This is a genomic window from Salinisphaera sp. G21_0, from assembly GCF_017744115.1.
In the GTDB taxonomy this organism is placed as follows: domain Bacteria; phylum Pseudomonadota; class Gammaproteobacteria; order Pseudomonadales; family Endozoicomonadaceae; genus Endozoicomonas.
This window is the reverse complement of the sequence record NZ_JAGHQW010000001.1, coordinates 17,758-40,211: the sequence shown is the minus strand read 5'-3', so window position 1 is coordinate 40,211 and position 22,454 is coordinate 17,758. Positions and strand designations below refer to the sequence as shown.

Here is a 22,454-nt window from a genome sequence, read left to right as displayed (position 1 = left end):
AGCGTACATGGAGGAAGCGCGAATAAAGAAAACCTCATCAGCGCTCTCTGGTACCCGTTAGCTCTCCACAGTAAAAACTGTGACAGTAGTACACCTGTTCGATGCACTACCAGTGAGGCTGGTAGACCACCAGGCTCACTTCGGCACCATTTCCTTTCAATCGGACTACGGACGTCACCCTATTCCGATTTACTGATAAACAGCGCGCCTCTAACTAGGGAAAGAGGATCACAGGCAGGAATGTAGTAAAAGGATCCTCACTACATCACCCCTGAATGGGCGCATTATGCACCATTGCTCCCGATATAAATACCCAAAGCAAGTATAAGTAAAGGAATCAGTTATTACATTTAGTAATGACTTTATCACTCCCACTCAATCGTAGCCGGTGGCTTACTGGATACATCATAGGTCACCCTGGAAACATGCTCCATTTCATTGATGATCCGATTAGAGACTTTTTCCAGCAAATCATAGGGCAGGTGCGCCCAGCGAGCGGTCATAAAGTCTATGGTTTCCACCGCTCGCAGGGCAATCACATACTCATAGCGGCGACCATCACCCACCACGCCAACGGATTTCACCGGCAGGAAAACAGCAAAAGCCTGGCTGGTCTTTTGATACCAGTCGGCCTTACGCAGTTCTTCAATAAAAATAGCATCCGCCTGGCGGAGAATATCCGCATATTCCTTTTTGACCTCGCCCAGGATACGAACGCCGAGGCCCGGTCCCGGGAATGGGTGACGGTAAACCATGTCATAAGGCAGACCCAGTTCCAGACCAATGGTTCGAACCTCATCCTTGAACAGCTCACGTAGCGGCTCAACCAACTCCATCTTCATCTCTTCCGGCAGACCGCCCACATTATGATGGGACTTGATGACATGTGCCTTACCGGTTGTTGAACCAGCAGACTCAATAACATCCGGATAGATGGTGCCTTGAGCCAGAAAAGTGATGTTGTCCAGGGCACTGGCATGTTCATCAAACACTTCGATAAAGGTATTGCCAATAATCTTGCGCTTGTCTTCAGGGTCCTGCACACCGTTCAGACGCCCCAGGAACAACGCTTCAGAGTCCGCACGAATAACCCGAACCCCCATATTTTCTGCAAACATGGCCATCACCTGATCGCCTTCATGGAGACGGAGCAGACCATTATCAACAAAAACGCAGACCAGCTGATCACCAATCGCCTTATGCAGCAGCGCCGCTACGACACTGGAATCAACACCACCGGACAGCCCCAGCAACACCTTCTGCTCACCCACCTGCTCACGAATACGGGCAATGGCATCATCGATGATCTTGCCTGGCGTCCACAGTTTCTGACACCCGGCAATATCAACCACAAAACGCTCAAGAATTCGTAATCCCTGGGTGGTATGTGTCACTTCAGGGTGGAACTGGACGCCGTAATACTGCTTTTCTTCGCAAGCCATGGCAGCAATCGGGCAGGAGCCGGTGGAAGCAGCAACCACAAAGCCTTCAGGTATGGTGGTCACTTTATCACCATGGCTCATCCAGACATCCAGTGTCAGACGGCCACCTTCACAGACATGGTCTTCAATGCCATCAAAAAGGTGCACTTTCGCTTCCAGCTGAACCTGGGCATAGCCAAACTCACGCAGATCAGAGGTACTGACCTTGCCACCCATCTGCTCTGCCATAGCCTGCATGCCATAACAGATGCCAAGCACAGGAACGCCGAGCTGAAAAACAATATCAGATGCTTTTGGAGAGTTATCACCGGTAACGGATTCAGGGCCGCCGGACAAAATGATCGCTTTTGGGCTGAACTCCCGGATAGCGCCATCATCCATATCGTAGGGATGAAGTTCACAATAAACGCCGATCTCACGCACTCTTCGGGCAATAAGCTGGGTGTACTGGGAACCAAAATCAAGAATCAGAATGCGGTCTGAATGGATATCCTGGGACATGATTAATCTCTAAGTCCTGTGATCAGCAGGGCCGGGAGGCTTACCCTTACTGAAAGTAAACAGCCGGTCAGAAGCTATCTCATTTCTGCCCGGCTGCGGGTGTCAACATGAACAACGCTGTGAAGCAGTCTTAACCAACACGGTAGTTAGGCGCTTCCTTGGTAATCGTTACATCGTGGACATGGGATTCGGCCATACCGGCATTGGTTACACGAACAAACTGTGGCCGGGTGCGCATGGTTTCCATATCAGCAGAACCGGTATACCCCATCGCGGCACGCAAGCCACCCACCATCTGATGGATAATGGCATGGAGAGGCCCCTTGTAAGGTACACGCCCTTCAATACCTTCCGGAACCAGCTTTTCAGCGCCCGCTTCGGCACTCTGGAAATAACGGTCACTGGAACCGGAAGCCTGGGACATTGCCCCCAGAGAACCCATGCCACGATAAGCCTTATAGCTACGCCCCTGGTAAAGCTCCACTTCACCCGGTGCCTCTTCAGTACCCGCCAGCATACTGCCAAGCATGACGGTACTGGCACCGGCAACAATCGCTTTTGCCATATCACCGGAAAAACGGATACCGCCATCAGCAATAACAGGAACCCCGGTATCTTTCAGCGCTTCAACCACATTGGCTACCGCAGTGATCTGAGGCACACCGATACCGGTCACAATACGGGTAGTACAGATAGAGCCCGGACCGATACCCACTTTAACACCATCAGCGCCCGCTTCGACCAGGGCCCTGCCTGCCTCGGCGGTGGCAATATTACCGCCGATCACCTGAACCTGCGGGTAATTTTCCTTCACCCACTTCACTCGCTCTATCACACCACGGGAGTGGCCATGAGCTGTGTCGACGATAATGACATCAACACCGGCAGCCACCAGGGCTGCAACACGATCAGGCGTTTCCACCCCAGTACCCACAGCCGCCCCGACTCGCAACTGTCCCTGACTGTCTTTCGATGCATTCGGGTACTGCTGGGCCTTTTTAATATCCTTAACAGTCATCATACCGGTGAGATTGAACTGATCATCCACCACCAGCACTTTTTCAATACGATGCTTGTGCAGGAGCTTGCGAACGGTCTCCGGATCAGTGCCTTCCTGAACCGTCACCAGACGCTCTTTGCGGGTCATGATCTCGGAAACGGCTTTATCCAGATTCGAGACAAAGCGGACGTCACGACTGGTAACAATACCCACCAGATCGCTGCCAGAAAGCACGGGAACACCGGAGATATTATGTCTGGAGGTCAGCTCCAGAAGATCTCTGACGGTGGCACTGGCATCAATGGTAATCGGGTCTTTGACCACACCACTTTCGTGCTTCTTAACCTTGCGCACTTCAGCTGCCTGCTGCTCCGGCGTCATATTCTTGTGAATAATCCCGATCCCGCCTTCCTGGGCCATGGCAATAGCCAGAGACGCTTCGGTAACGGTATCCATCGCCGCAGAAATCAGCGGAATATTCAGCTCAATACCGCGGGTCAGTTTGGTTTTCAGGGAGACATCTTTGGGGAGGACTTCGGAGTAGCCGGGCAGGAGGAGGACATCATCGAAGGTGAGTGCATCTTGTGCAATTCTCAGCATTGCCTGTTACCAAGAGTTTATTTTATGGGAAAAAATTCGGACAAGTATACCCTATATTTCAACTTCAGCTAAACCACTTATTCAGGCAGAATACCAAAAAAACCGACAATCCCCCTGCCAGGCTTGATCCATGCACCACTTTACAGACAAACCGACGCAAAACGCTGAGGCATCCGCAAAAGCCCTTTCTGTTACGGAGTTAAATGGTAAAGCCAGGCGATTGCTGGAGATGAATTTCAATAATGTCCGTGTTGAGGGCGAAATATCCGGACTGGCCCGACCCAGCTCCGGGCATTGGTATTTCACCTTGAAGGACAAGCAGTCACAGATCCGCTGTGCCATGTTCCGCAACCGTAACCAGACGCTTAAGTTTGTCCCGACTGAAGGCATGCTGCTGATGGTCAGGGGACGTGTGAGCCTGTATGAAGGGAGAGGTGACTATCAACTGATTGTTGAACACATGGATAATGCCGGCACCGGTGACCTGCAAAAAGCCTTTGAGGTTCTCAAGGCAAAACTGGCTGCTGAAGGCCTGTTCGACATCACGCGCAAACAACCCCTGCCCGCTCATCCAAAGCATATCGGGGTGATTACCTCACCCACCGGCGCAGCCATTCGGGATATTTTAACCGTACTGAAAAGACGCTTTCCCGCCATACCGGTCACCATTATTCCCAGCTCAGTCCAGGGGGAGCAGGCGAAGCACGATCTGGTCAGTGCGTTAAAACTGGCAGAAAGTGCCAACCGGTTTGATGTACTGATTATCGGTCGTGGCGGTGGCTCACTGGAAGATTTATGGCCATTCAATGAAGAGTTGGTGGCCAGGGCCATAGCAGGCTGCCCTATCCCCATAGTCAGCGCTGTTGGTCATGAAATTGACTTTACCATTGCAGACTTTGTGGCTGACCACCGGGCCGCAACCCCATCAGCGGCGGCAGAAATCCTCAGCCCGGATCGCCAGGCCCTATTAAATCAGCTCAACCTGATCAGCAGAAAGCTCACGACACTGACTCGTCATAAGCTGCAGTTAAGCCAGCGAGAGCTTGATAACCTGCAAAAACGGTTAAGACACCCCGGAGATCGCCTGAGAGACAATAGCCAGCGTCTGGATGATCTGGAAATCCGGTTAAGACAGGCCATTACCCTGAAACTGGAACGGGCTCAGTCAAACCTGAGCCGGATCAGAGACCGGGCAAATCAACAGAACCCCCAACGCAAATTGGAACTACTGAAAAACCGTAATGAAAATATGGGCCAAAAGCTGATTCAGCTCATATCCAATAGCCTGGAAAAACGCCAACTGAAGCTGGAGAAAGTGTCTGGCGAATTGAATGCCGTGAGTCCTCTGGCAACACTTTCAAGAGGCTATGCCATCACCATGGCTGGCGATGCAATTATCCGAAGCAGCCAGCAGCTCCGGGAAGGTGATCGGGTAACCACACGATTCTCAAAGGGCGAGGCGATCTGCAAAGTGGAAAAAATCACAAATTAACATGAACAGCTAACCAGATGGTATCGACATCGGGTTGAGTCCATGCGACCCGATGCCTGCACCCGGAAGGCAACATAACATAATCACCGGCATGGAGAGTTACAGGGGCTCTTTCCCCATCAAATTCCAGTGCCGCTGAACCACTTAACAGCACCACCCATTCACCCCAAGGCTGGTCATACCACTCCCCTGTTGGCGTCGTATGACCACGGGAAACAATCCGCTCTATCTTAACGCCACCGGATTCCAGCAGAGTCTCAAACAACTCTTCAGGTAATTCTTCAGGTATGTGTTCGAACAGATTGTTTTTCATTGACTACTCACCTGAACCAGTCAGGAACGTTTTGTCTTACGCTTTTCTTTGGCAAACTGTGCAGACTTTTCAACTCTGCGCTTACGGTGAGCCTGCCTCTGATCAATCTCTTTGGTTTCCGCATAAGGGTTATCACCTGAGCGGAATTCAATTCGAATAGGCGTCCCCATAATCTTCAGCACTTTGCGGAAGGTATTTTCCAGGTAACGTCGGTAAGCCGCCGGCACCCGGTCAGTCTGATTGCCATGAATAATAATCGTTGGCGGATTCATGGCACCAGCATGGCAGTAACGCAGCTTAATACGGCGATTATTGACCATGGGCGGTTGATGCTCCTTAACGGCATCTTCCAGAATTCGCGTCAGACGATTGGTGGACAGTTTGCTGGTCGCCGCTTCATACGCCTCTTCAATCGAGTCATACAGATTGCCGACACCGGTGCCGTGTTTTGCAGAAATCATATGAATGCGGGCATAATTGATAAACCCGAGTCGACGCTTCAGCTCTGCCTTTACCCGGGTTTTCTGCTCTTCTTCCATGCCATCCCACTTGTTCAGTGCAATGACCACAGCACGACCCGCGTCCAGAACAAAGCCCAGCAGATGCAGATCCTGCTCCACGATACCTTCACGGGCATCCAGCACCAGAACCACCACATTGGCATCCTCAATCGCCTGCAGCGTCTTGATGACCGAAAACTTTTCGATGGATTCGGACACCTTGCCTCTTCTGCGGACACCCGCCGTATCAATCAGCGTATAGTCCTGACCAAAACGCTCATAAGGAATGTAAACGCTGTCACGGGTCGTTCCCGCCTGGTCGTAAACAACCACTCGCTCCTCGCCTAACAAGCGGTTAACCAGGGTAGATTTACCCACATTGGGACGACCAACAATACCAATCTTGATACCTCTGGGCCTGGTTGACAGTTCATCAGACTCTTCTGCCTCACCGTCAGTACACTCCAGCAGCACGTCATTGATCATGTTGCTTACGCCCCGACCATGCACGGCAGCAATATGATAGGCTTCGCCGATACCCAGGGAAGCAAAATCTGCCTCGGCCTGCTCAGCATCTACCCTGTCTACCTTATTCAGCACCAGATGATACTTTTTACCCTGCTTGCGAAGGTGCAAAGCAATCATTTCATCAGCAGCTGTCAACCCGGCTTTGGCATCCACCAGAAACAGGACAACATCCGCCTCATTGATGGCCGCCAGCGACTGTTCTGCCATGGCAGAGTCAATCCCCTCTTCATCACCGGAAATACCGCCGGTATCGACAACAATATAGGGATGCGAACCAATCTTGCCCTCACCGTATTTCCGGTCGCGGGTTAACCCGGCCACATTGGCCACCAGAGCATCCCGGGAGCGGGTCAGACGGTTAAAAAGGGTGGACTTGCCAACATTTGGCCGACCCACCAGGGCAATTACAGGAACCATAAGATTTACCAAAATTACAAATTACGCAGCGGGGAAATCATTCAGAACAAGACCTTCCCAGCGCATCGGTCATCAGACCGAAATTGAAAACGGGCTGAATCCTTTTAAAGATTCAGCCCGACAACATTCTTAAAAGTCAGAAACCAGCTTCCTCTATCCGGAAGCTTTTTCCTTCAAAGCAACCAGCTCACCATCAGCTGACAAGACCAGGATCAAATCACCATCCACCAGGGGCTGAGCTTTAATTGCAGACGAGTCAACCCTGAAACGCCCAGCCTGACTGCCATCAACCTGTGACAACAGATGCACATAACCCTCACCATCACCGACCACAACATAACTGCTGAACGCCGCTGGTGCTGACAGTTGACGGAACTCAAAATCTTCCTGTCGCCAGTTAGCGGCACCGGTTCTCTGATCAATGGAGCTGACATAACTCTCTTCACTGGTCAGGTAGATAGCACCAAAACCTTCTGTCATGGATTCATAACTGGACAGCTCTTTTGCCCAACGAACCCGACCACTGTAAAGATCCAGCCCGGCAACATTGCCCTGAAAGCTGACAAAGAAAATCGAATCTCCAAGGATCAGCGGAGCCCCCTTGATATCAACCATCCGTTCCAGCTCAGTACTGCCTTTAGGGGCCGCAACCCGGGAACTCCAGAGCGGCGCACCGTTTTTCAGACGGAAGGCTTTTGCTTCGCCGCTGGCAAACCCGGCAAACACCGCTTCACTGAAGATCAGTGGAGCAGCTGAACCTCTTAACGTCAGTGCCGGCTGCAACGCTTCCTGACGCCAGAGATACTGCCCGCTCTCAGCATCAAGCACGGTCAGACGGTCATCAATGCTCTGCACAGCGACATAAAAGCCATCAGTAACCGGCGCACTGAGAATCTCGCTACTGACCCGCTCTCGCCAGAGTTCATCGCCATTCTCCTGGTTCAGGGCAATCACTTCACCATCCAGTGTCCCCAGCAGCACCATACCGGCTGCGGCACTGACGCCACCACCAACACGGGTATTGAGTTTTTTCTTCCAGACTTCCTTTCCGGTATCACGCTGAAGGGCAAAAACCGTACCTTCTGCGCCAGAAACAAAGACTTTATCACCATCCAACGCTGGCTTCAGGCTTTCGAATCGCTTGCCAACCCCTTTGCCAACACCCCTGGACCACACTTCAACCAGCCTGACCTTTTCCTCAGCAATCGTCTGGAGAGGCTTGGCCGTTCTCACCTCCTCTTCATCCGATGAAAAAAGACTGCATGCAGAAAGCCCCAGCATCAGCAGAAGAATCAAAGAGCCTTTGAATAACCTCTCCATTTTGTTATCCCTCCTGAGGTGACATTGCGGCCAGATCGTCCAGCTTGAGTTGCAGCAACGGACGGTTCAGACCATTCTCCCGTGCGGCATCGACCGCTTTACGGTAAGCCATCTCGGCCTGCTTACGATCACCAACGGCAAGGTAAGCATCGCCTTTTGCTGACTCAACGGTTGCCTCATAGGACTTGCCAGCATTCAGTCTGGTCAGGATATCAAGTGCCTGCTGACCATTCCCGGAAGACTCACTGATCAGCACCCTTGCCAGCCGGACACTGGCCATTGTCTGAATTTCAGCTGCGGGTTTCTGAGCCAAAACCCACTCCAGGGAAGCCCGGGCAGCACTTAACTGGTTATCCTGCACCTGCTGCTGAGCCAGAAAAAGCGTTGCAAACGCGGCATACTGACTGCTGCCATGATCCTTCTGCAATGAAGATACAACGTGACTTACCGTTGCTTTTTGCTCCTCAGTCAGCGGCGCTGAAAACGGGGCCTGTTGCTCCAGAGAGGACCCATTGGAAATAGTATCCAGCAAGTTCTGATAAAGCGATGAAGCTTCAGCAATTTCCTGCTGCTGCGTCTTCTGCCAGTACTGATAACCGGAAACCGCTGCCAGTGTCATGGCAACACCCAGCACAACCGGCTGACCATAGTCTTTCCATAGATTCTTGAGCAGTTGGACCTGCTCTTCATCAGATTGGTAACTCACCCTTTACTCCTGACTTCTTTCCTGAAGCCGTTAACAGTACGATCGCATCAACGAGCAGTTTAATGAACAACAGTATTCTATAGTACTTTTTGCAAATATCCGGCCACTTCGACGATTGGCAGCTGCTGTTGGGCTTCATCCGTCCTCAGGGATTTCACAGTAACCATCCCGGCACCCAACTCATCTTCGCCCAGAATGAGAGCATAGGCAGCACCACTGCGATCTGCACGTTTCATTTGTGCTTTAAAGCTGCCACCACCGCAATTCATCAGAATCTTCAGTTCCGGCAACCCATCACGCAGTCTTTCCACTAACGGAAGCGCTCTGTGGCCAACACCCTCACCGACAGCTACCACCGCTATATCCACCCGGTTAGAAACGGATTCCGGCAGTAACTGAAGCGTTTCCAGCATCAACACCAGGCGCTCAATGCCCATGGCAAAGCCTACGGCAGGTGTCGTCTTGCCACCCAACATCTCAACCAGCGCATCATAACGACCGCCGGCACACACAGTACCCTGGGCACCCAGGCTTTCTGTCACCCATTCAAAAACGGTTCTGCCATAATAATCAAGGCCGCGCACCAGCCTGGGATTCACACGATAAGCAACACCCGCCTCATCCAGAATCTGTTTTAACTGCGCAAAGTGTTCCCGTGACTCTTCATCCAGATAGTCGAACAGCTCGGGGGCACCGGCAACAATTTTCTGTGTGTTTTGATCTTTACTATCGAGAATTCTCAGCGGGTTAATGGTCAGGCGACGACGGCTGTCATCATCCAGCTCTGACTCATAATCCATGAGATAAGTCACCAGAGCTTCACGATAACGGATACGGGCTTCCAGAGTACCCAGAGTATTCAGCTCCAGCGTGACATGCTTTGACAGACCAAGCTTCTGCCAGAACCGTGCCGTCATCATGATCATTTCCGCATCAATATCCGGACCTGTCATACCATAGGCTTCAACACTGATCTGGTGAAACTGGCGATAACGGCCTTTTTGCGGCCGCTCATAGCGGAACATCGGGCCAGAAGTCCACAACCGCTGAATCTGGTTGTAAAACAGACCCTGCTGAATACCTGCGCGAACAACTCCGGCAGTGGCCTCAGGACGAAGGGAAAGCTTGTCACCATTGCGATCTTCAAAGGTGTACATCTCTTTCTCAACAATATCCGTACCAGAGCCAATGCCCCGACTGAACAGAGCAGAGCTTTCCACAATCGGAACCCGGATTTCCTGATAACCATAAGTGGTCAGGACAGAGCGTACCTGCTGCTCAAGGTACTGCCAGACAGGGGTCTGTTCGGGAAGAATATCATTCATCCCACGGATGGCTTGAAGCTGCTTGCCCAAGTTCAAATGTCCTCTACCAAAAAACACCACATAACTTCACCCGGTTCGCCAGGAACAGGAGATTTGGCGGTTCGCAATAAAAAGTAGGCAACTATAACCGTTAACGCCTTTGTGTGACAATCCCACAGCCCTCCCATTAGAGAATGTCCATCGCTGCGGGGAGTTTCTTCACTGAAAGGACATAGTTTTAAGGACTATTGGTTTAACCCTGATCACTGCCTGTTAACAAGACACTGGCCACCCGGGTATTCGAGCTGGGTTTGGCTACCGGCTCGCCATCCAGCAGGATACTGTCCACACCAGGGGTATTACCGAACCGCAAATTCACTGGAGGAAAAACATCAAGATTAATGGAAGAACCGGCTTTCTGCACGGTTGAAATCAGCACTTCACCGGTGGCATCCTTGATTTCAACCCAGCAATCTTCTGAGAAATTAATAACAAGAGGTTTGATCGGATCAACAATCGGTGAATTGGGCTCATCTGCCGTATTAACAACCTCAGAACTGGCCATGGCAATTGGAAGAACCTCTGGCCCGGCCTCTTTCAGAACAGGCTCATCTTTTTCCAGGCCTGGTTCTTCTTGTACAATTGCGGTGTCATCAGCTGGAACAGCCTCTTCTTCCACGCTTTCGCTAATTTCCGCAACAGAGGGGACAGAGACAACACTGGCATCAGTCACCAGAGGCTCAGGCACATCATCAGATACCTCTTCGATAATGGCCACCTCGACCACTGGCTCAATACCCAGCCAGCTATTCCAAAGGTAATAACCAAACCCTCCCAGCGACACAAGCAGCAAAAGCGCAAGCGCATATACCGGAGAAGGCGCACTGTGAGCTCGCAGCGGCGTCAACTTCCTGGAACCTTGTAAACGCGGAGATTCCAGCCCATCAACACCCATAAAATGGTCAAAGTCCTTAACCAGATCTTCGCCATTAAGCCCCACCAGTTTCGCATAATTACGAATATAGCCACGGACAAATGCCGCCTGCGGCAGCATATCAAACGTGCTCTCCTCAATGGCCTTAACATAACTTTCAGTAATCTTCAGGCTTTCAGCCACTTCAAGGATAGATAGCCCCTGACTGTTACGGGCCCGGGCAAGCACAGCGCCGGGAGCAAACGTCTGAATAGCTTCTTCCTGCTGAGTATCCTGTTCACTCATAACCCAATCGACTCCGATAATGCTTCAGCTCCACAGAGCCGGGATACAACCTTTCCAGCTGCAAAGCATAACCTGCCGCTTTATCCTGATCCCGGTTTGCCCTTGCCAACTCAATACCCAGTAACAAGCTGCGAGGAGTCTGCTCAGCCGACCCGGCAAAGGCCTGGTAGTGCTGCCACCCTGTGTAGAGATTACCTTGCTCTTTGTAGATAGCGGCAAGCTCCAGATTAGCCCTTGGCAAGTTATTGTTCAGACGAAGAGCCCGGGTAAAGTGATCAACCGCCAGGGAAGACCGGCCCATTCGCAAGGCAACAATCCCGAGGTTTTCAAAGGTTCGGCTGCGCTGGGAATAAGCAACATCTCCGGAAGCCAGTTCAAACTGGCGATAAGCGTCCTGAAGCCGGTTTTTGGAGAACAGGAAAGCACCGAAGTTATTGCGTATGTCCGAGGCATCAGGGTCAATGGCCAGCGCCTTGTTGAACGCCTGCTCGGCAAGCTGATCTTCCCCCTGACGCTGATAAGCCATACCCAGCATGCCATGAACACTGGCCGAATAGGGTTCAATCTCAAGGGCTCTTTCCAGCGGCCTTACTGCCTTTTCCGAATAACCTTCCTGGAGATAACCCCTGGCAAGATTCATATAGTCCACCACTGCCCTGTTCTCATTAACAGGCCGACTGTCAGTGGTGACACAGCCTGTCAGTGCCAGAGATACAGAAAACAGTAGTGCAATGGGCCTCAATTTAACTCCCATGCTGACCCCCACATTTGCAATTTATAAATATATCCGGGACGCTGTTGAGAGTAGCAACCTCCGGAAGCCTGTCAGATGGCAGATACATCCCGAACAGCTTATACCTGTCTGGCTGCTATGTAGCGCTCACTGCGCCGGGTCTTATCCATTACATTGCCCACTAACTGACCGCAGGCAGCGTCAATGTCATCACCTCTTGTCTTTCTTACGGTGACATTAAAACCAGCCAGCTGCAAACTTTCCTGAAACCGTCTCACTGCATTATTGCTGGGTCTTTCATACCCTGAATGAGGAAATGGATTGAACGGAATAAGGTTTATCTTACAGGGCAGATCTTTCAGCAAAGCAATCAACTGCTGCGCCTGTTCAGGTTGATCATTCACGCCGGCAAGCAACGTATACTCGATCGTAACGACCCGCTTACTGTCCGTCAAACTGTTCATGTAATGATGTATGGCATCCAGCAGCTGATCCAGCGGATACTTCCGGTTGATCGGCACCAGCTGGTTTCTCAGCTCATTATTTGGTGCATGCAGTGACACTGCCAGGGAGACATTAGACACTTCACTTAACTTTCTCAGCGCAGGAACAACACCGGATGTGCTCAACGTCACCCGCCGTTTGGAAAGTCCATAGCCAAGGTCGTCCATCATCAGGTCCATGGCATCAACGACATTATCGAAGTTCATCAATGGCTCGCCCATACCCATCATAACCACATTGGTAATGGATCGATCCATCCTGGCCGGCACATTGCCAAAATGGCGGGCAGCAACCCATACCTGACCAATGATTTCCGCCACCGTCAGGTCAGAGTTAAAGCCCTGCTTACCCGTAGAACAGAAACTGCAATCCAGGGAACAGCCTGCCTGGGAGGAGACGCACAGCGTTCCACGGCCATTTTCAGGAATAAATACCGTTTCAACACAGCTGCCACTGGCCACCCGCACAACCCACTTACAGGTTCCATCCTCAGAAAAATGGCTGCTGACCACCTCAGGACCGCGAATTTCAGCATTGGCCTTAAGCTGCTCACGAAGGGATTTACTGATGTTGGTCATCTCATCGAAATTATCAACCCGATGATGATGAATCCACTTCAAAACCTGCTCAGCACGGAATTTTTTCTCACCAATAGTAAGAAAGAAGGCTTCCATTTTTTTTCGTGAAAGCCCCAGCAAATTGACCTTGGCTGCCTGAGTGGACAGCTCGCCAGCCGGTTCACTGGCCTGATCGATGGATGGCTCGATCAATTCTGACATCTTATTAATACCTCAAAGCCATCAGAAGGGCTGCCTCCTGATGGCTCATATTCTCATGTTCACCCCGAACACGGTCAGACCAGGGCAAACTGACAATTTGTCAGCGGGCTGATTCCGTTAACGTGTTCTGGGGCAAATCTCCGAACCTTCGAAGAAGTAGGCCACTTCACGCTCAGCAGATGCTACTGAGTCAGATCCATGAACCGCATTTTCATCGATGGTCTCTGCAAAATCAGCCCGAATGGTGCCTTCAGCAGCTTCCTTCGGGTTAGTAGCGCCCATCAGCTCACGATTCAGGGCTACGGCATTCTCGCCCTCAAGGACGGATACCACAACAGGCCCTGACGTCATAAAAGCAACCAGGTCCTGATAAAATGGACGCTCTTTGTGCTCAGCGTAGAAACCACCCGCCTGCTCGTCAGTAAGATGAATCATCCTGGTCGCTACAACCTGCAAACCGGCCTGCTCAAAACGAGCAAGAATTTTACCGATGACACTCTTGGCTACTGCATCAGGTTTTATAATGGATAAAGTGCGCTCTACCGCCATTACGATCTCCAGATTGTCATTTTCGTGCCCTTTCGGGATTGTTATTACTTATTAAAAACGTACGACTCTCTCAGCTTTCCATGTCTTGGCTCAGGCTGTCCGTAGCAGGAGTTCTGGCAGCATTGTATACAATAGAGTCGATAGTGTCAGTTCTTTCAGCCTCAACGCCAAAAAATCACTCTTCAGACTCTTCAATCCAGGCCATCTGTATGGCCTCAAGCACCTTTTCACCACAACGTTCAGGATCATCTTCAAAACTGTCCAGCGCCAAAACCCAGCTTCTCAGATCGACAAAATTAACATACCGCGGATCCACATCCGGATAAGCCTCATAAAGCTCAATGGCAATATCATAAACATCTGCCCACTTTAAACTCATTGTCTCACTCCATGATCATTGCGCTGTTCTGTTCGGGAAAACCGCAAACAGACCAGCAACCGACATCAACGACGTTCAGAAACCTGGTTAATGGTGTACTTGGGAATCTCTACCACCAACTCCTCATCACCCACCACAGCCTGACAGCTCAGTCGGGACTCAGGTTCAAGTCCCCAGGCCTTGTCCAGCATATCTTCTTCGAGTTCATCCGGCTCTTCCATGCTGTCGAAGCCCTCTCTGACAATGACATGGCAGGTTGTACAGGCACAGGACTTTTCACAGGCGTGCTCAATTTCAATTCCATTCTGTAAAGCTGCGTCACACACTGTGACTCCGGGCTCAACTTCGAGAACAGCACCTTCCGGGCACAACTCATCGTGAGGTAGAAAAACGATACGAGTCATTCAGAACTCCTCCAAATCATCTAACTTCTGTCCGGAAAGAGCCTGACGAATACCCTGGTTCATTCGACGGGCAGCAAATTCTTCACTGGACTTGGCAATACGTTCAATTTCACGGGCAATGGACTTGGCATCACCGATTTTACGGCACTGTTTCAGCGACTCAACATCTGCCAGCAATGAACTGTATTCATCTTGATCAAGCAGTGTTTGACCATCCTTATCCAGCGCAACTACCAGCGCCTCAACAACCCGGTCAGCCTCAACCTGCTGCTCAAGCAGCGCCCTTGCATCACGATCATCACCGGCATGGGCAAACGAATCTTTCAGCATTCGGGAGATATCAGAATCACTGAGACCATAAGAAGGTTTCACCTGAATACTGCTCTTAACCCCGGTGGACAACTCCTCTGCTGCAACACTGAGCAAACCATCCGCATCCACCTGAAAGGTCACACGGATTTTAGCACCGCCCGCAGGCATAGCGGGAATTCCACGCAACTCAAACCGGGCAAGGGAGCGATTATCACGAATCAACTCTCGCTCCCCCTGGAAGACATGAATAGCCATAGCCGTCTGACCATCCTTGTAAGTGGTAAATTCCTGGGCCCGACTGACCGGAATAGTGGTATTGCGATGAATCACCTTTTCCATCAGGCCGCCCATGGTTTCCAGCCCCAGGGAGAGCGGAATAACATCCAGCAGCAGCATATCTTCTGCCGATTTATTACCAGCCAGAACATTAGCCTGAAGAGCTGCACCAACGGCCACGACCCGATCAGGGTCAATGGAGGTCAACGGTTGCCTGCCGGAAAATTCCTCAACCCTTTCTCGAACCCTTGGCATGCGGGTAGACCCCCCCACCATAACCACTTCATCAATCTCATTCGCCTTCAGCCCGGCATCCCGAAGGGATCGCTTGAATGCCCGAATAGTACGATCAATCAAGGGATCTACCAGTTCGTTAAACTGCGCACGGGACAGCCGGCCACGCCACTCACCAAAGTTGACTTCCACTTCAGATCCGGCGGTCAACGATTCCTTAACCCGACAAGCCTCAACCATCGCTTCCCGAAGCTGCAATGGGTTAATTGAGGACTCATCAATCCCCGCCTCACGAAGCATCCAGCGTGCCACCAGACGGTCAAAGTCGTCACCACCCAGGGCAGTATCCCCGCCGGTGGCCATCACTTCAAATACGCCTTTTTCCAGACGCAAAATCGAGATATCAAAAGTGCCACCACCAAGGTCGTAGACAGCGATAATGCCTTCACCACCCTGATCCAGACCATAGGCAACGGCTGCCGCAGTGGGCTCATTCAGCAGACGATACACCTTCAGCCCTGCAAGCCTGGCAGCATCTTTGGTTGCCTGTCGCTGGGCATCATCAAAATACGCCGGTACAGTAATCACGGCACCATCCAGATCACCACCCAGCGTCTCTTCTGCACGACCAACCAGAGAACGGAGAATCTCGGCAGACACTTCAACCGGGCTGACGTCACCACGCCGGGTTTTGATAAACGGCATTCCTTCGCTTTTTCCCAAAGCGTCGGTTACAAACCGGTAAGGCAACACACCGCCAAGGGCATCAACATCCTCAAGCCCTCGCCCCATCATGCGCTTAGCAGATACAATGGTATTGCCTGGGTCAATCAGCGCACTGGCTTTTGCGCTGCTGCCAACATCAATCCCCTGTTCGCCATAGTGAACAACAGAAGGCAAGGTATGATGGCCATCGATATCAGGAAGCGTCTCAGCAGCACCTGATCGAACAGCAGCAACCAGGGAGTTGGTGGTTCCCAGGTCAATGCCTACAGCACGCTTGTATTGATGAGGTTCCGGAGCCTGTCCCGGCTCGGAAATCTGCAGTAACGCCATATCTGCCTCTTCTCTTCCTGATTAATCGTCCAACAACTCGGATTCCAGCTGTTCCAGTTCAGCCGCCAGCTTTACCATGAACTGCATCTTTCTGACAACCGTTTCTGCCTGTTCAAGATCCTGCTCAGTTCCAGATACCCAGAAGCCTTCGAACTGCTGAAGATATCGAAGAATATCTGCATCCACCTGACTGGCCAACCTCTCAACTTCCTGCTCAGGATTTGATGCAGAACTGATATCCGCGACAGCCTCACGCAACTCCATCTGCTCCATCAGAAATCCGGAATCCATAATGGTGTTGCGCTCCATATCAACATCACGGCCTGCCAGCTTCAACAAATAGATCGCCCTGGGCAACGGCTGCTTCAGCGTATTAAAAGCCTCATTAACATGGGAAGCATACTGGATAGAGATACGCTGCTGACGCTCATCATCCCCGGCAAACCGGTCAGGATGAACTGCCCGCTGCAACGCACGATACTGACTGGACAGGCGTTGCAAATCAACCTGGCAGGAAACAGGCAACTCAAAAAGCTCAAAATAGTTTTTGGTTAAATCAACCACAATGCAATCTATTCCCAAGTCAGAAATGACAAACCCGGAGCATTTAACATCAAAGAATGAATACTCCTTAAATAAATAAGGCCCGACCAGTGGAAACCAGCCGGGCCGGAAGGCAGATCAAAAGTGTCAGCCAACTTCTGTAACAATATTAACGAAGCCGGAAAGCTTCAAAATTACCGTCAGCCAGCATCAGCAACATTAAAGCTTTCACCGCAACCACACTCACTGGCAGCATTCGGATTGTTAAACTGCAAACCTTCGTTGAGCCCTTCCTTTACCAGGTCCAACTCTGTGCCATCCAGATAAACCAGACTTTTCGGGTCAACAAACACTTTGACTTCGTGATCTTCAAAAACCAGATCATCCTCATCAACTACATCCACAAATTCCAGGACATAGGCCATACCAGAGCATCCCGAAGTACGTACACCCAGCCTTATGCCGAATCCCTTGCCTCTGCGGGAAAGCTGCCCTTTGATGTGACGGGCAGCCGCAATGGTTACGGTAATTGCCATTTAAAACTCCATCCACTTCCGGGAAACCAAACGACTCCACCGGCTATATTCCTGCACTATTTAAAGACAGTACTTCTGCACATGAATACACGGAACCGCATCAGGCAGCTGGAGCTGCATCATCATGCTTCTGCTTGGCCCGATAGTCATCGATTGCCGCCTTGATGGCATCTTCAGCCAGCACCGAACAGTGAATTTTAACCGGTGGCAGTGCCAGCTCTTCGGCAATATCTGTATTTTTGATGGTTGCCGCTTCATCCAGCGTCTTGCCCTTCATCCACTCGGTTGCCAGAGAACTGGAAGCAATAGCAGAGCCACACCCATAGGTTTTGAAGCGCGCGTCTTCGATAACGCCTTCATCATTAACCTGAATCTGAAGACGCATAACGTCTCCACAGGCTGGAGCACCCACCATGCCAGTGCCCACGCTTTGAGAATCCTGGTCAAGCTTACCTACGTTGCGTGGATTCTCGTAGTGATCGATAACCTTTTCGCTGTATGCCATTTTTCTCTCCTCTGAAGTTTTGTTTGTGGCAAAACTTCATAAAAAATCAGTGTGCGACCCATTCAACCTGACTGAGGTCAACGCCATCTTTGTACATATCCCATAGCGGTGACAGCTCTCTCAGTTTTGCAACCGCTTCTCTGATCTCTGCTACGGCATGATCCACTTCAGCCTCTGAAGTAAAGCGCCCCAGACTGATCCTCAGGGAACTATGAGCCAGCTCATCACTCAAGCCCAGAGCCCTCAGCACATAAGATGGCTCAAGGCTGGCGGAGGTACATGCCGAGCCAGAGGAGATAGCAAGGTCCTTCAGGGACATCATCAGAGACTCCCCTTCAACAAAGGCAAAGCTGATATTCAAAATACCCGGAACCCGCTGTTCAAGAGAGCCATTAACATGAACTTCTTCCAGATCGGACAGCTGGGAAAGCACTCGATCTTTCAGCACAGCCAGACGCGCTCTTTCTGAATCCATCTCCGCAGCAGCAATACGGCATGCCTCACCCATACCAACGATCTGGTGAGTGGCCAGAGTACCGGAGCGCATACCCCGCTCATGACCGCCACCGTGCATCTGAGCTTCCAGGCGAATTCGGGGCTTGCGGCGCACATAAAGGACACCAATACCTTTAGGGCCATAGAGTTTATGGGCAGAAATGGACAACAGATCAACTTTCATCGTTTCCATATTCAATGGAATTTTGCCAACACTTTGCGCTGCATCCACATGAAAGACGATCTTGCGTGAACGGGTCAGATCACCAATGGCTTCAATATCGTTGATCACACCAATCTCATTATTGACGTGCATCAAACTCACCAGAATGGTGTCATCACGCAGGGCATTTTCCACCATTTCAGGCGTGATCAGGCCATCGCTGTCAGGGTCCAGGTAGGTGACTTCAAACCCTTCCCGCTCCAGCTGACGGCAAGGGTCCAGTACCGCCTTATGTTCAATTCGGGAGGTGACAATGTGCTTGCCCTTTTTGCTGTAAAAATGAGCAACACCTTTGATGGCCAGATTATCGGATTCAGTAGCGCCGGACGTCCAGACAATCTCTCTTGGATCAGCATGAATAAGATCGGCAACCTGACGACGGGCATCTTCAACAACCTCTTCAGCACGCCAGCCGAAAACATGGGAGCGGGAGGCCGGGTTACCGAAATTACCTTCAAGAGAGAGGCACTGAATCATCTTTTCAGCCACTCGCGGGTCAACCGGCGTTGTTGCGGAATAATCGAGATAAATAGGTAATTTCATCTGGTACATCTCCAGGCGGTCAGTACGCTCAATACCCTTGATTCGCAAAGGGTTAAAATCATCATGCCACTACACACGCATCTTTTTAAAAGCTCTGTAAAAAGATGCCTTACAGGATGGTGTCAGCGGCAATTTTGTTGTCTTGCTGCTCATCCTGACGAATAGCAACACTTTGCACTTCCCTGCGCGCAACAAGATCAGCGAGGCTGATCCCTCCAAGAAACGAATGAATCTGCTCACTCAGGTCCTGCCACAAGTGATGGGTCAGACAGGTTACACCTTTCTGGCAACCGCCTGCTCCCTTGCACTTTGTAGCGTCTACGGACTCATTAACAGCATCGATCACCTGGGCAACATAAATAGCTTCAGCACCACGACTGAGTCGGTAGCCTCCCCCGGGCCCCCGCACACTGCAAACCAGATCACCACGACGTAGCTTGGAAAACAGCTGTTCCAGGTAAGAGAGAGAGATTTCCTGACGATCCGATATATCTGCGAGAGAAACCGGCCCCTGATCGGAATGAAGTGCCAGATCCAGCATGGCGGTCACCGCATAACGTCCTTTGGTCGTCAATCTCATACAGCATCTCTCTTGCTATTCAGGCAGAGTTATCACTCTTTATCCGTTCATGATCACCTTAAGCCCATGATTCCTAACCGTGACTCCCCGGACGGCAGAATATTTACAGACTCAAGGTACTTGCGAAGCATTATGAAATACCTTAGCAAAATAGTCAACTATTAGCGATAAAACTTAAACGAATTGTCAAATAAATCGGAGATAAAAAAGATGTTAAAAAGCAGATTCATATAATTTTTCGGCATTTTATAGAAAGCAGTTCCAACTTTCAAAGACACTTTTCCCAGTAGCTGGCACACCACAATTGACCAGCAAATTCCCCTCCAGCAGAGTTAGTTTCACTGACAAAAGCGTTAACCAAGGATCTTTTAGAGAAAATACTTGTCAAAAATCGAGACTCCCGCACAAAGGAATCAACCGAGAACCATTATTTACCCAAGGATTGCAACAATGGATACTCAACTCTACACAGCCCTGATCCAAAGCTTTTCCACACATCTCGAACAACGCCTTATAGACGACACATATCGACTGGACACTGAAAACACATGCCTGATAAACAATAGAAGAAGGGTTGTCTGCATTGTCAACGAAGAGATTGGCGAACACAAAAACAACCCATGCAATCTAGCGCTTGCGAAGGCATTTTATGACAAACTCCCTCCACAAATTAAAAGCCTCGCGCAGCTCAGGGTTGCACCACACAACGCCAGCAAATCCCTGGTCAGGCCAGCCAATGATGCAACACTAAAGGAAAAATACCCGACTCCAGGCCCACAAACGGCATCAGCCAATGCATCATCCAGATATGAAAACCTGCTGACGGATGAACACTGTAAAAGACTTAAAAGCCTTCTGGAAAACCAGACAGATAGTGCGTATTTTAACGATGATGCCGCAGCCATCACATCGCTGGATGGGCAAATTCACTACATGCCCGGAAAAGACGGTGAGTTCAAAATAGATTTAACCTGTGCCAAACTACCATATTACAGAGCCATAAAAGAACATTACACTGAATGGGCAACAGCAACATCTGCCACCCAATGGGACAAATCTGCGTTACGGGGCAAAGATAAGACCTTTCCCAAGAAACATGCCAAGGCAACACCAGGTTTGCTAAAAGCATCTATACCGCACACGCCTCACAAAAAACCTCTTGCAACACGCAAAACCTCACCCATCAAACAAAAGCCCCTTGAACCGCGTGAATATCAAAGCGAAAAAAAACTGACACGACCGACAATGACTGCTGCACAACCCCCTTCAGGGAAGGTGCAATGGCAAATCCAACAATTCCTGGACAATATCGATGCTGAAATTGATCTGATAAACATTCCCGGCCCTGATAATGCTTCTCGCTGGGACCCCGAGACAAAATCACGTATTCGCAGCGCACTCAAAAATACATTTGCTCTCTACCGCGAGCAATTCAAAAGCGGTCAATGGTGCAATACCACTCAGAAACTGCAGAATGATTTAGACAAATTAAAAGAAATGCAAAGAAGCATGTACCATGCAGCCAGATCACCCGACGCAAAACCAGAAGACCTTCCCCTGAAAGGGATTAAAAACAGAGACTATGATTGCCTGCCAATCTCACAAAATCAGTGTGAAATACATAACCAGAATTATCTCTTTTTCGTCACTGCCTACCAGCTTATTGGCGAGGATGCTCTTTGCCCGGAAACACTCCCTATACCGGACGAAGAGATTGAAGAAAAACTTAAAATTCAAAAGAGCCTTAAAAATCTTCGTAAGGAACTGGCAGATCTTGAAGGCCTGATAAGACAAACACCCATCGACAATCAAACAAAACGTGACACTATTGAAGACTTAAAAAAGAAAGATCCAGTAGCCCATAAAACAAAGATAGAGGAGATAGCGCAGTCTATTTTTCTAAATGAACTACTCCTACCGGGGCATAAAGAAGATTTAGCCAAGTTGAAAGATAAACTGCATAGTGAGGAAGAAAGAATAAAAGATATGGAAAGCAAAGACCGTGCAAAAGCTATTAACCTGGCCAATGACTGGAGCAGCTTTTATAAATACCAACTATCAACAAAACAAATAAACAATCGTACCAGAGACCTTCCTGAGAAATTTAAGAATCACATTGATCGTGGAAACGCTTTCCCTGTATTGTTATTTGGTATTCCAAGAGAGCTACACGTAAATTATGACATCATTCCCAAATCATCAATAGCAAATGTATTGCAACAGAATTGGACGGCTGTCTGTGTCGACCAGAATGCTAAACATTTCTGCACACTGGTAAAACGAACCGATGGATCAATAGCCGAACTCAATGACAGTTGTGTCAACCCAAAAAGATTTCCAAATGTGCAAGCGATGATTGCGTACTTCATCGACCCAGACTGCAAATTTGGATTACGCATCCAAGACAGACCAGAACTGACAACACGAAGTTAAGATTAACAATGCCAATCGTCAAAATGGC

21 protein-coding genes and 1 riboswitch are annotated in these 22,454 nt (G+C 50.1%); of the genes, 2 read left to right on the top strand and 19 right to left on the bottom strand.

Annotation, left to right across the window (positions count from 1 at the left end):
- Positions 1-50: 50 nt before the first annotated feature.
- A riboswitch (Lysine riboswitch) is annotated at positions 51-221 on the bottom strand.
- A gap of 144 nt (positions 222-365) precedes the next feature.
- Together guaA and guaB are read right to left on the bottom strand one after the other, a co-directional pair.
- The gene (guaA, locus tag J7439_RS00175) at positions 366-1,943 is read right to left on the bottom strand and encodes a glutamine-hydrolyzing GMP synthase (protein ID WP_209199604.1); all 1,578 of its coding nucleotides are present in this window, start codon (positions 1,941-1,943) and stop codon (positions 366-368) included.
- A gap of 130 nt (positions 1,944-2,073) precedes the next feature.
- Complete coding sequence (gene guaB / locus J7439_RS00170) at positions 2,074-3,543, bottom strand: IMP dehydrogenase (protein ID WP_209199603.1); 1,470 nt, start codon at positions 3,541-3,543, stop codon at positions 2,074-2,076.
- A gap of 130 nt (positions 3,544-3,673) precedes the next feature.
- On the opposite strand from guaB, the gene xseA reads away from it, so the two are divergent.
- The gene (gene xseA / locus J7439_RS00165; RefSeq protein WP_209199602.1) at positions 3,674-5,035 is read left to right on the top strand and encodes an exodeoxyribonuclease VII large subunit; all 1,362 of its coding nucleotides are present in this window, start codon (positions 3,674-3,676) and stop codon (positions 5,033-5,035) included.
- Here xseA and J7439_RS00160 read toward each other — a convergent pair.
- From J7439_RS00160 to iscR, 17 genes are all read right to left on the bottom strand, one after another.
- Positions 5,025-5,348 carry a cupin domain-containing protein gene (locus J7439_RS00160; RefSeq protein ID WP_209199601.1) on the bottom strand — a complete coding sequence of 108 codons (324 nt, stop codon included), beginning with the start codon at positions 5,346-5,348 and terminating at the stop codon, positions 5,025-5,027. The two genes, xseA and J7439_RS00160, sit on opposite strands and share 11 nt — an antisense overlap.
- A 20-nt stretch (positions 5,349-5,368) precedes the next feature.
- Positions 5,369-6,793 (bottom strand): ribosome biogenesis GTPase Der, encoded by a 1,425-nt coding sequence (gene der, locus J7439_RS00155; protein ID WP_209199600.1) that lies wholly within the window; start codon positions 6,791-6,793, stop codon positions 5,369-5,371.
- Between the two features lie 153 nt (positions 6,794-6,946).
- On the bottom strand, positions 6,947-8,113 hold the full coding sequence (gene bamB / locus J7439_RS00150; protein WP_209199599.1) for an outer membrane protein assembly factor BamB: 1,167 nt from the start codon (positions 8,111-8,113) through the stop codon (positions 6,947-6,949).
- Between the two features lie 4 nt (positions 8,114-8,117).
- Entirely contained in the window at positions 8,118-8,819 is a 702-nt protein-coding gene (locus J7439_RS00145; protein WP_209199598.1) for a YfgM family protein, read from the bottom strand.
- 77 nt (positions 8,820-8,896) lie between these two features.
- Complete coding sequence (gene hisS / locus J7439_RS00140; RefSeq protein WP_502950400.1) at positions 8,897-10,180, bottom strand: histidine--tRNA ligase; 1,284 nt, start codon at positions 10,178-10,180, stop codon at positions 8,897-8,899.
- A 196-nt stretch (positions 10,181-10,376) separates the two neighbouring features.
- A complete protein-coding gene (locus tag J7439_RS00135) occupies positions 10,377-11,342 on the bottom strand; it encodes a RodZ domain-containing protein (protein ID WP_209199596.1) in 966 nt (321 codons plus the stop codon).
- Positions 11,335-12,096, bottom strand: a complete 762-nt coding sequence (pilW, locus tag J7439_RS00130) for a type IV pilus biogenesis/stability protein PilW (protein ID WP_209199595.1) — start codon at positions 12,094-12,096, stop codon at positions 11,335-11,337. Before pilW ends, J7439_RS00135 begins: the two co-directional genes overlap by 8 nt.
- A gap of 98 nt (positions 12,097-12,194) precedes the next feature.
- The gene (gene rlmN, locus J7439_RS00125; protein WP_209199594.1) at positions 12,195-13,358 is read right to left on the bottom strand and encodes a dual-specificity RNA methyltransferase RlmN; all 1,164 of its coding nucleotides are present in this window, start codon (positions 13,356-13,358) and stop codon (positions 12,195-12,197) included.
- Between the two features lie 117 nt (positions 13,359-13,475).
- Positions 13,476-13,907: a nucleoside-diphosphate kinase gene (ndk, locus tag J7439_RS00120; RefSeq protein ID WP_209199593.1), complete on the bottom strand. Its 432-nt coding sequence runs from the start codon at positions 13,905-13,907 to the stop codon at positions 13,476-13,478.
- 175 nt (positions 13,908-14,082) lie between these two features.
- Positions 14,083-14,286: a Fe-S cluster assembly protein IscX gene (gene iscX / locus J7439_RS00115; RefSeq protein ID WP_209199592.1), complete on the bottom strand. Its 204-nt coding sequence runs from the start codon at positions 14,284-14,286 to the stop codon at positions 14,083-14,085.
- A 65-nt stretch (positions 14,287-14,351) separates the two neighbouring features.
- Positions 14,352-14,690, bottom strand: a complete 339-nt coding sequence (gene fdx, locus J7439_RS00110) for an ISC system 2Fe-2S type ferredoxin (protein WP_209199591.1) — start codon at positions 14,688-14,690, stop codon at positions 14,352-14,354.
- Positions 14,691-16,568: a Fe-S protein assembly chaperone HscA gene (gene hscA, locus J7439_RS00105; RefSeq protein WP_209199590.1), complete on the bottom strand. Its 1,878-nt coding sequence runs from the start codon at positions 16,566-16,568 to the stop codon at positions 14,691-14,693.
- A gap of 21 nt (positions 16,569-16,589) precedes the next feature.
- Complete coding sequence (hscB, locus tag J7439_RS00100; RefSeq protein WP_209199589.1) at positions 16,590-17,132, bottom strand: Fe-S protein assembly co-chaperone HscB; 543 nt, start codon at positions 17,130-17,132, stop codon at positions 16,590-16,592.
- 179 nt (positions 17,133-17,311) lie between these two features.
- Positions 17,312-17,647, bottom strand: a complete 336-nt coding sequence (gene iscA / locus J7439_RS00095; RefSeq protein ID WP_209199588.1) for an iron-sulfur cluster assembly protein IscA — start codon at positions 17,645-17,647, stop codon at positions 17,312-17,314.
- Positions 17,648-17,747: 100 nt separating this feature from the next.
- Positions 17,748-18,152: a Fe-S cluster assembly scaffold IscU gene (iscU, locus tag J7439_RS00090; protein WP_066016291.1), complete on the bottom strand. Its 405-nt coding sequence runs from the start codon at positions 18,150-18,152 to the stop codon at positions 17,748-17,750.
- Between the two features lie 46 nt (positions 18,153-18,198).
- A complete protein-coding gene (locus tag J7439_RS00085) occupies positions 18,199-19,413 on the bottom strand; it encodes an IscS subfamily cysteine desulfurase (protein WP_209199587.1) in 1,215 nt (404 codons plus the stop codon).
- A 109-nt stretch (positions 19,414-19,522) separates the two neighbouring features.
- On the bottom strand, positions 19,523-19,993 hold the full coding sequence (gene iscR, locus J7439_RS00080; RefSeq protein WP_209199586.1) for a Fe-S cluster assembly transcriptional regulator IscR: 471 nt from the start codon (positions 19,991-19,993) through the stop codon (positions 19,523-19,525).
- Positions 19,994-20,443: 450 nt separating this feature from the next.
- Here iscR and J7439_RS00075 point away from each other — a divergent pair, with 450 nt between their 5' ends.
- Positions 20,444-22,426 (top strand): hypothetical protein, encoded by a 1,983-nt coding sequence (locus J7439_RS00075; RefSeq protein ID WP_209199585.1) that lies wholly within the window; start codon positions 20,444-20,446, stop codon positions 22,424-22,426.
- Positions 22,427-22,454 lie beyond the last annotated feature (28 nt).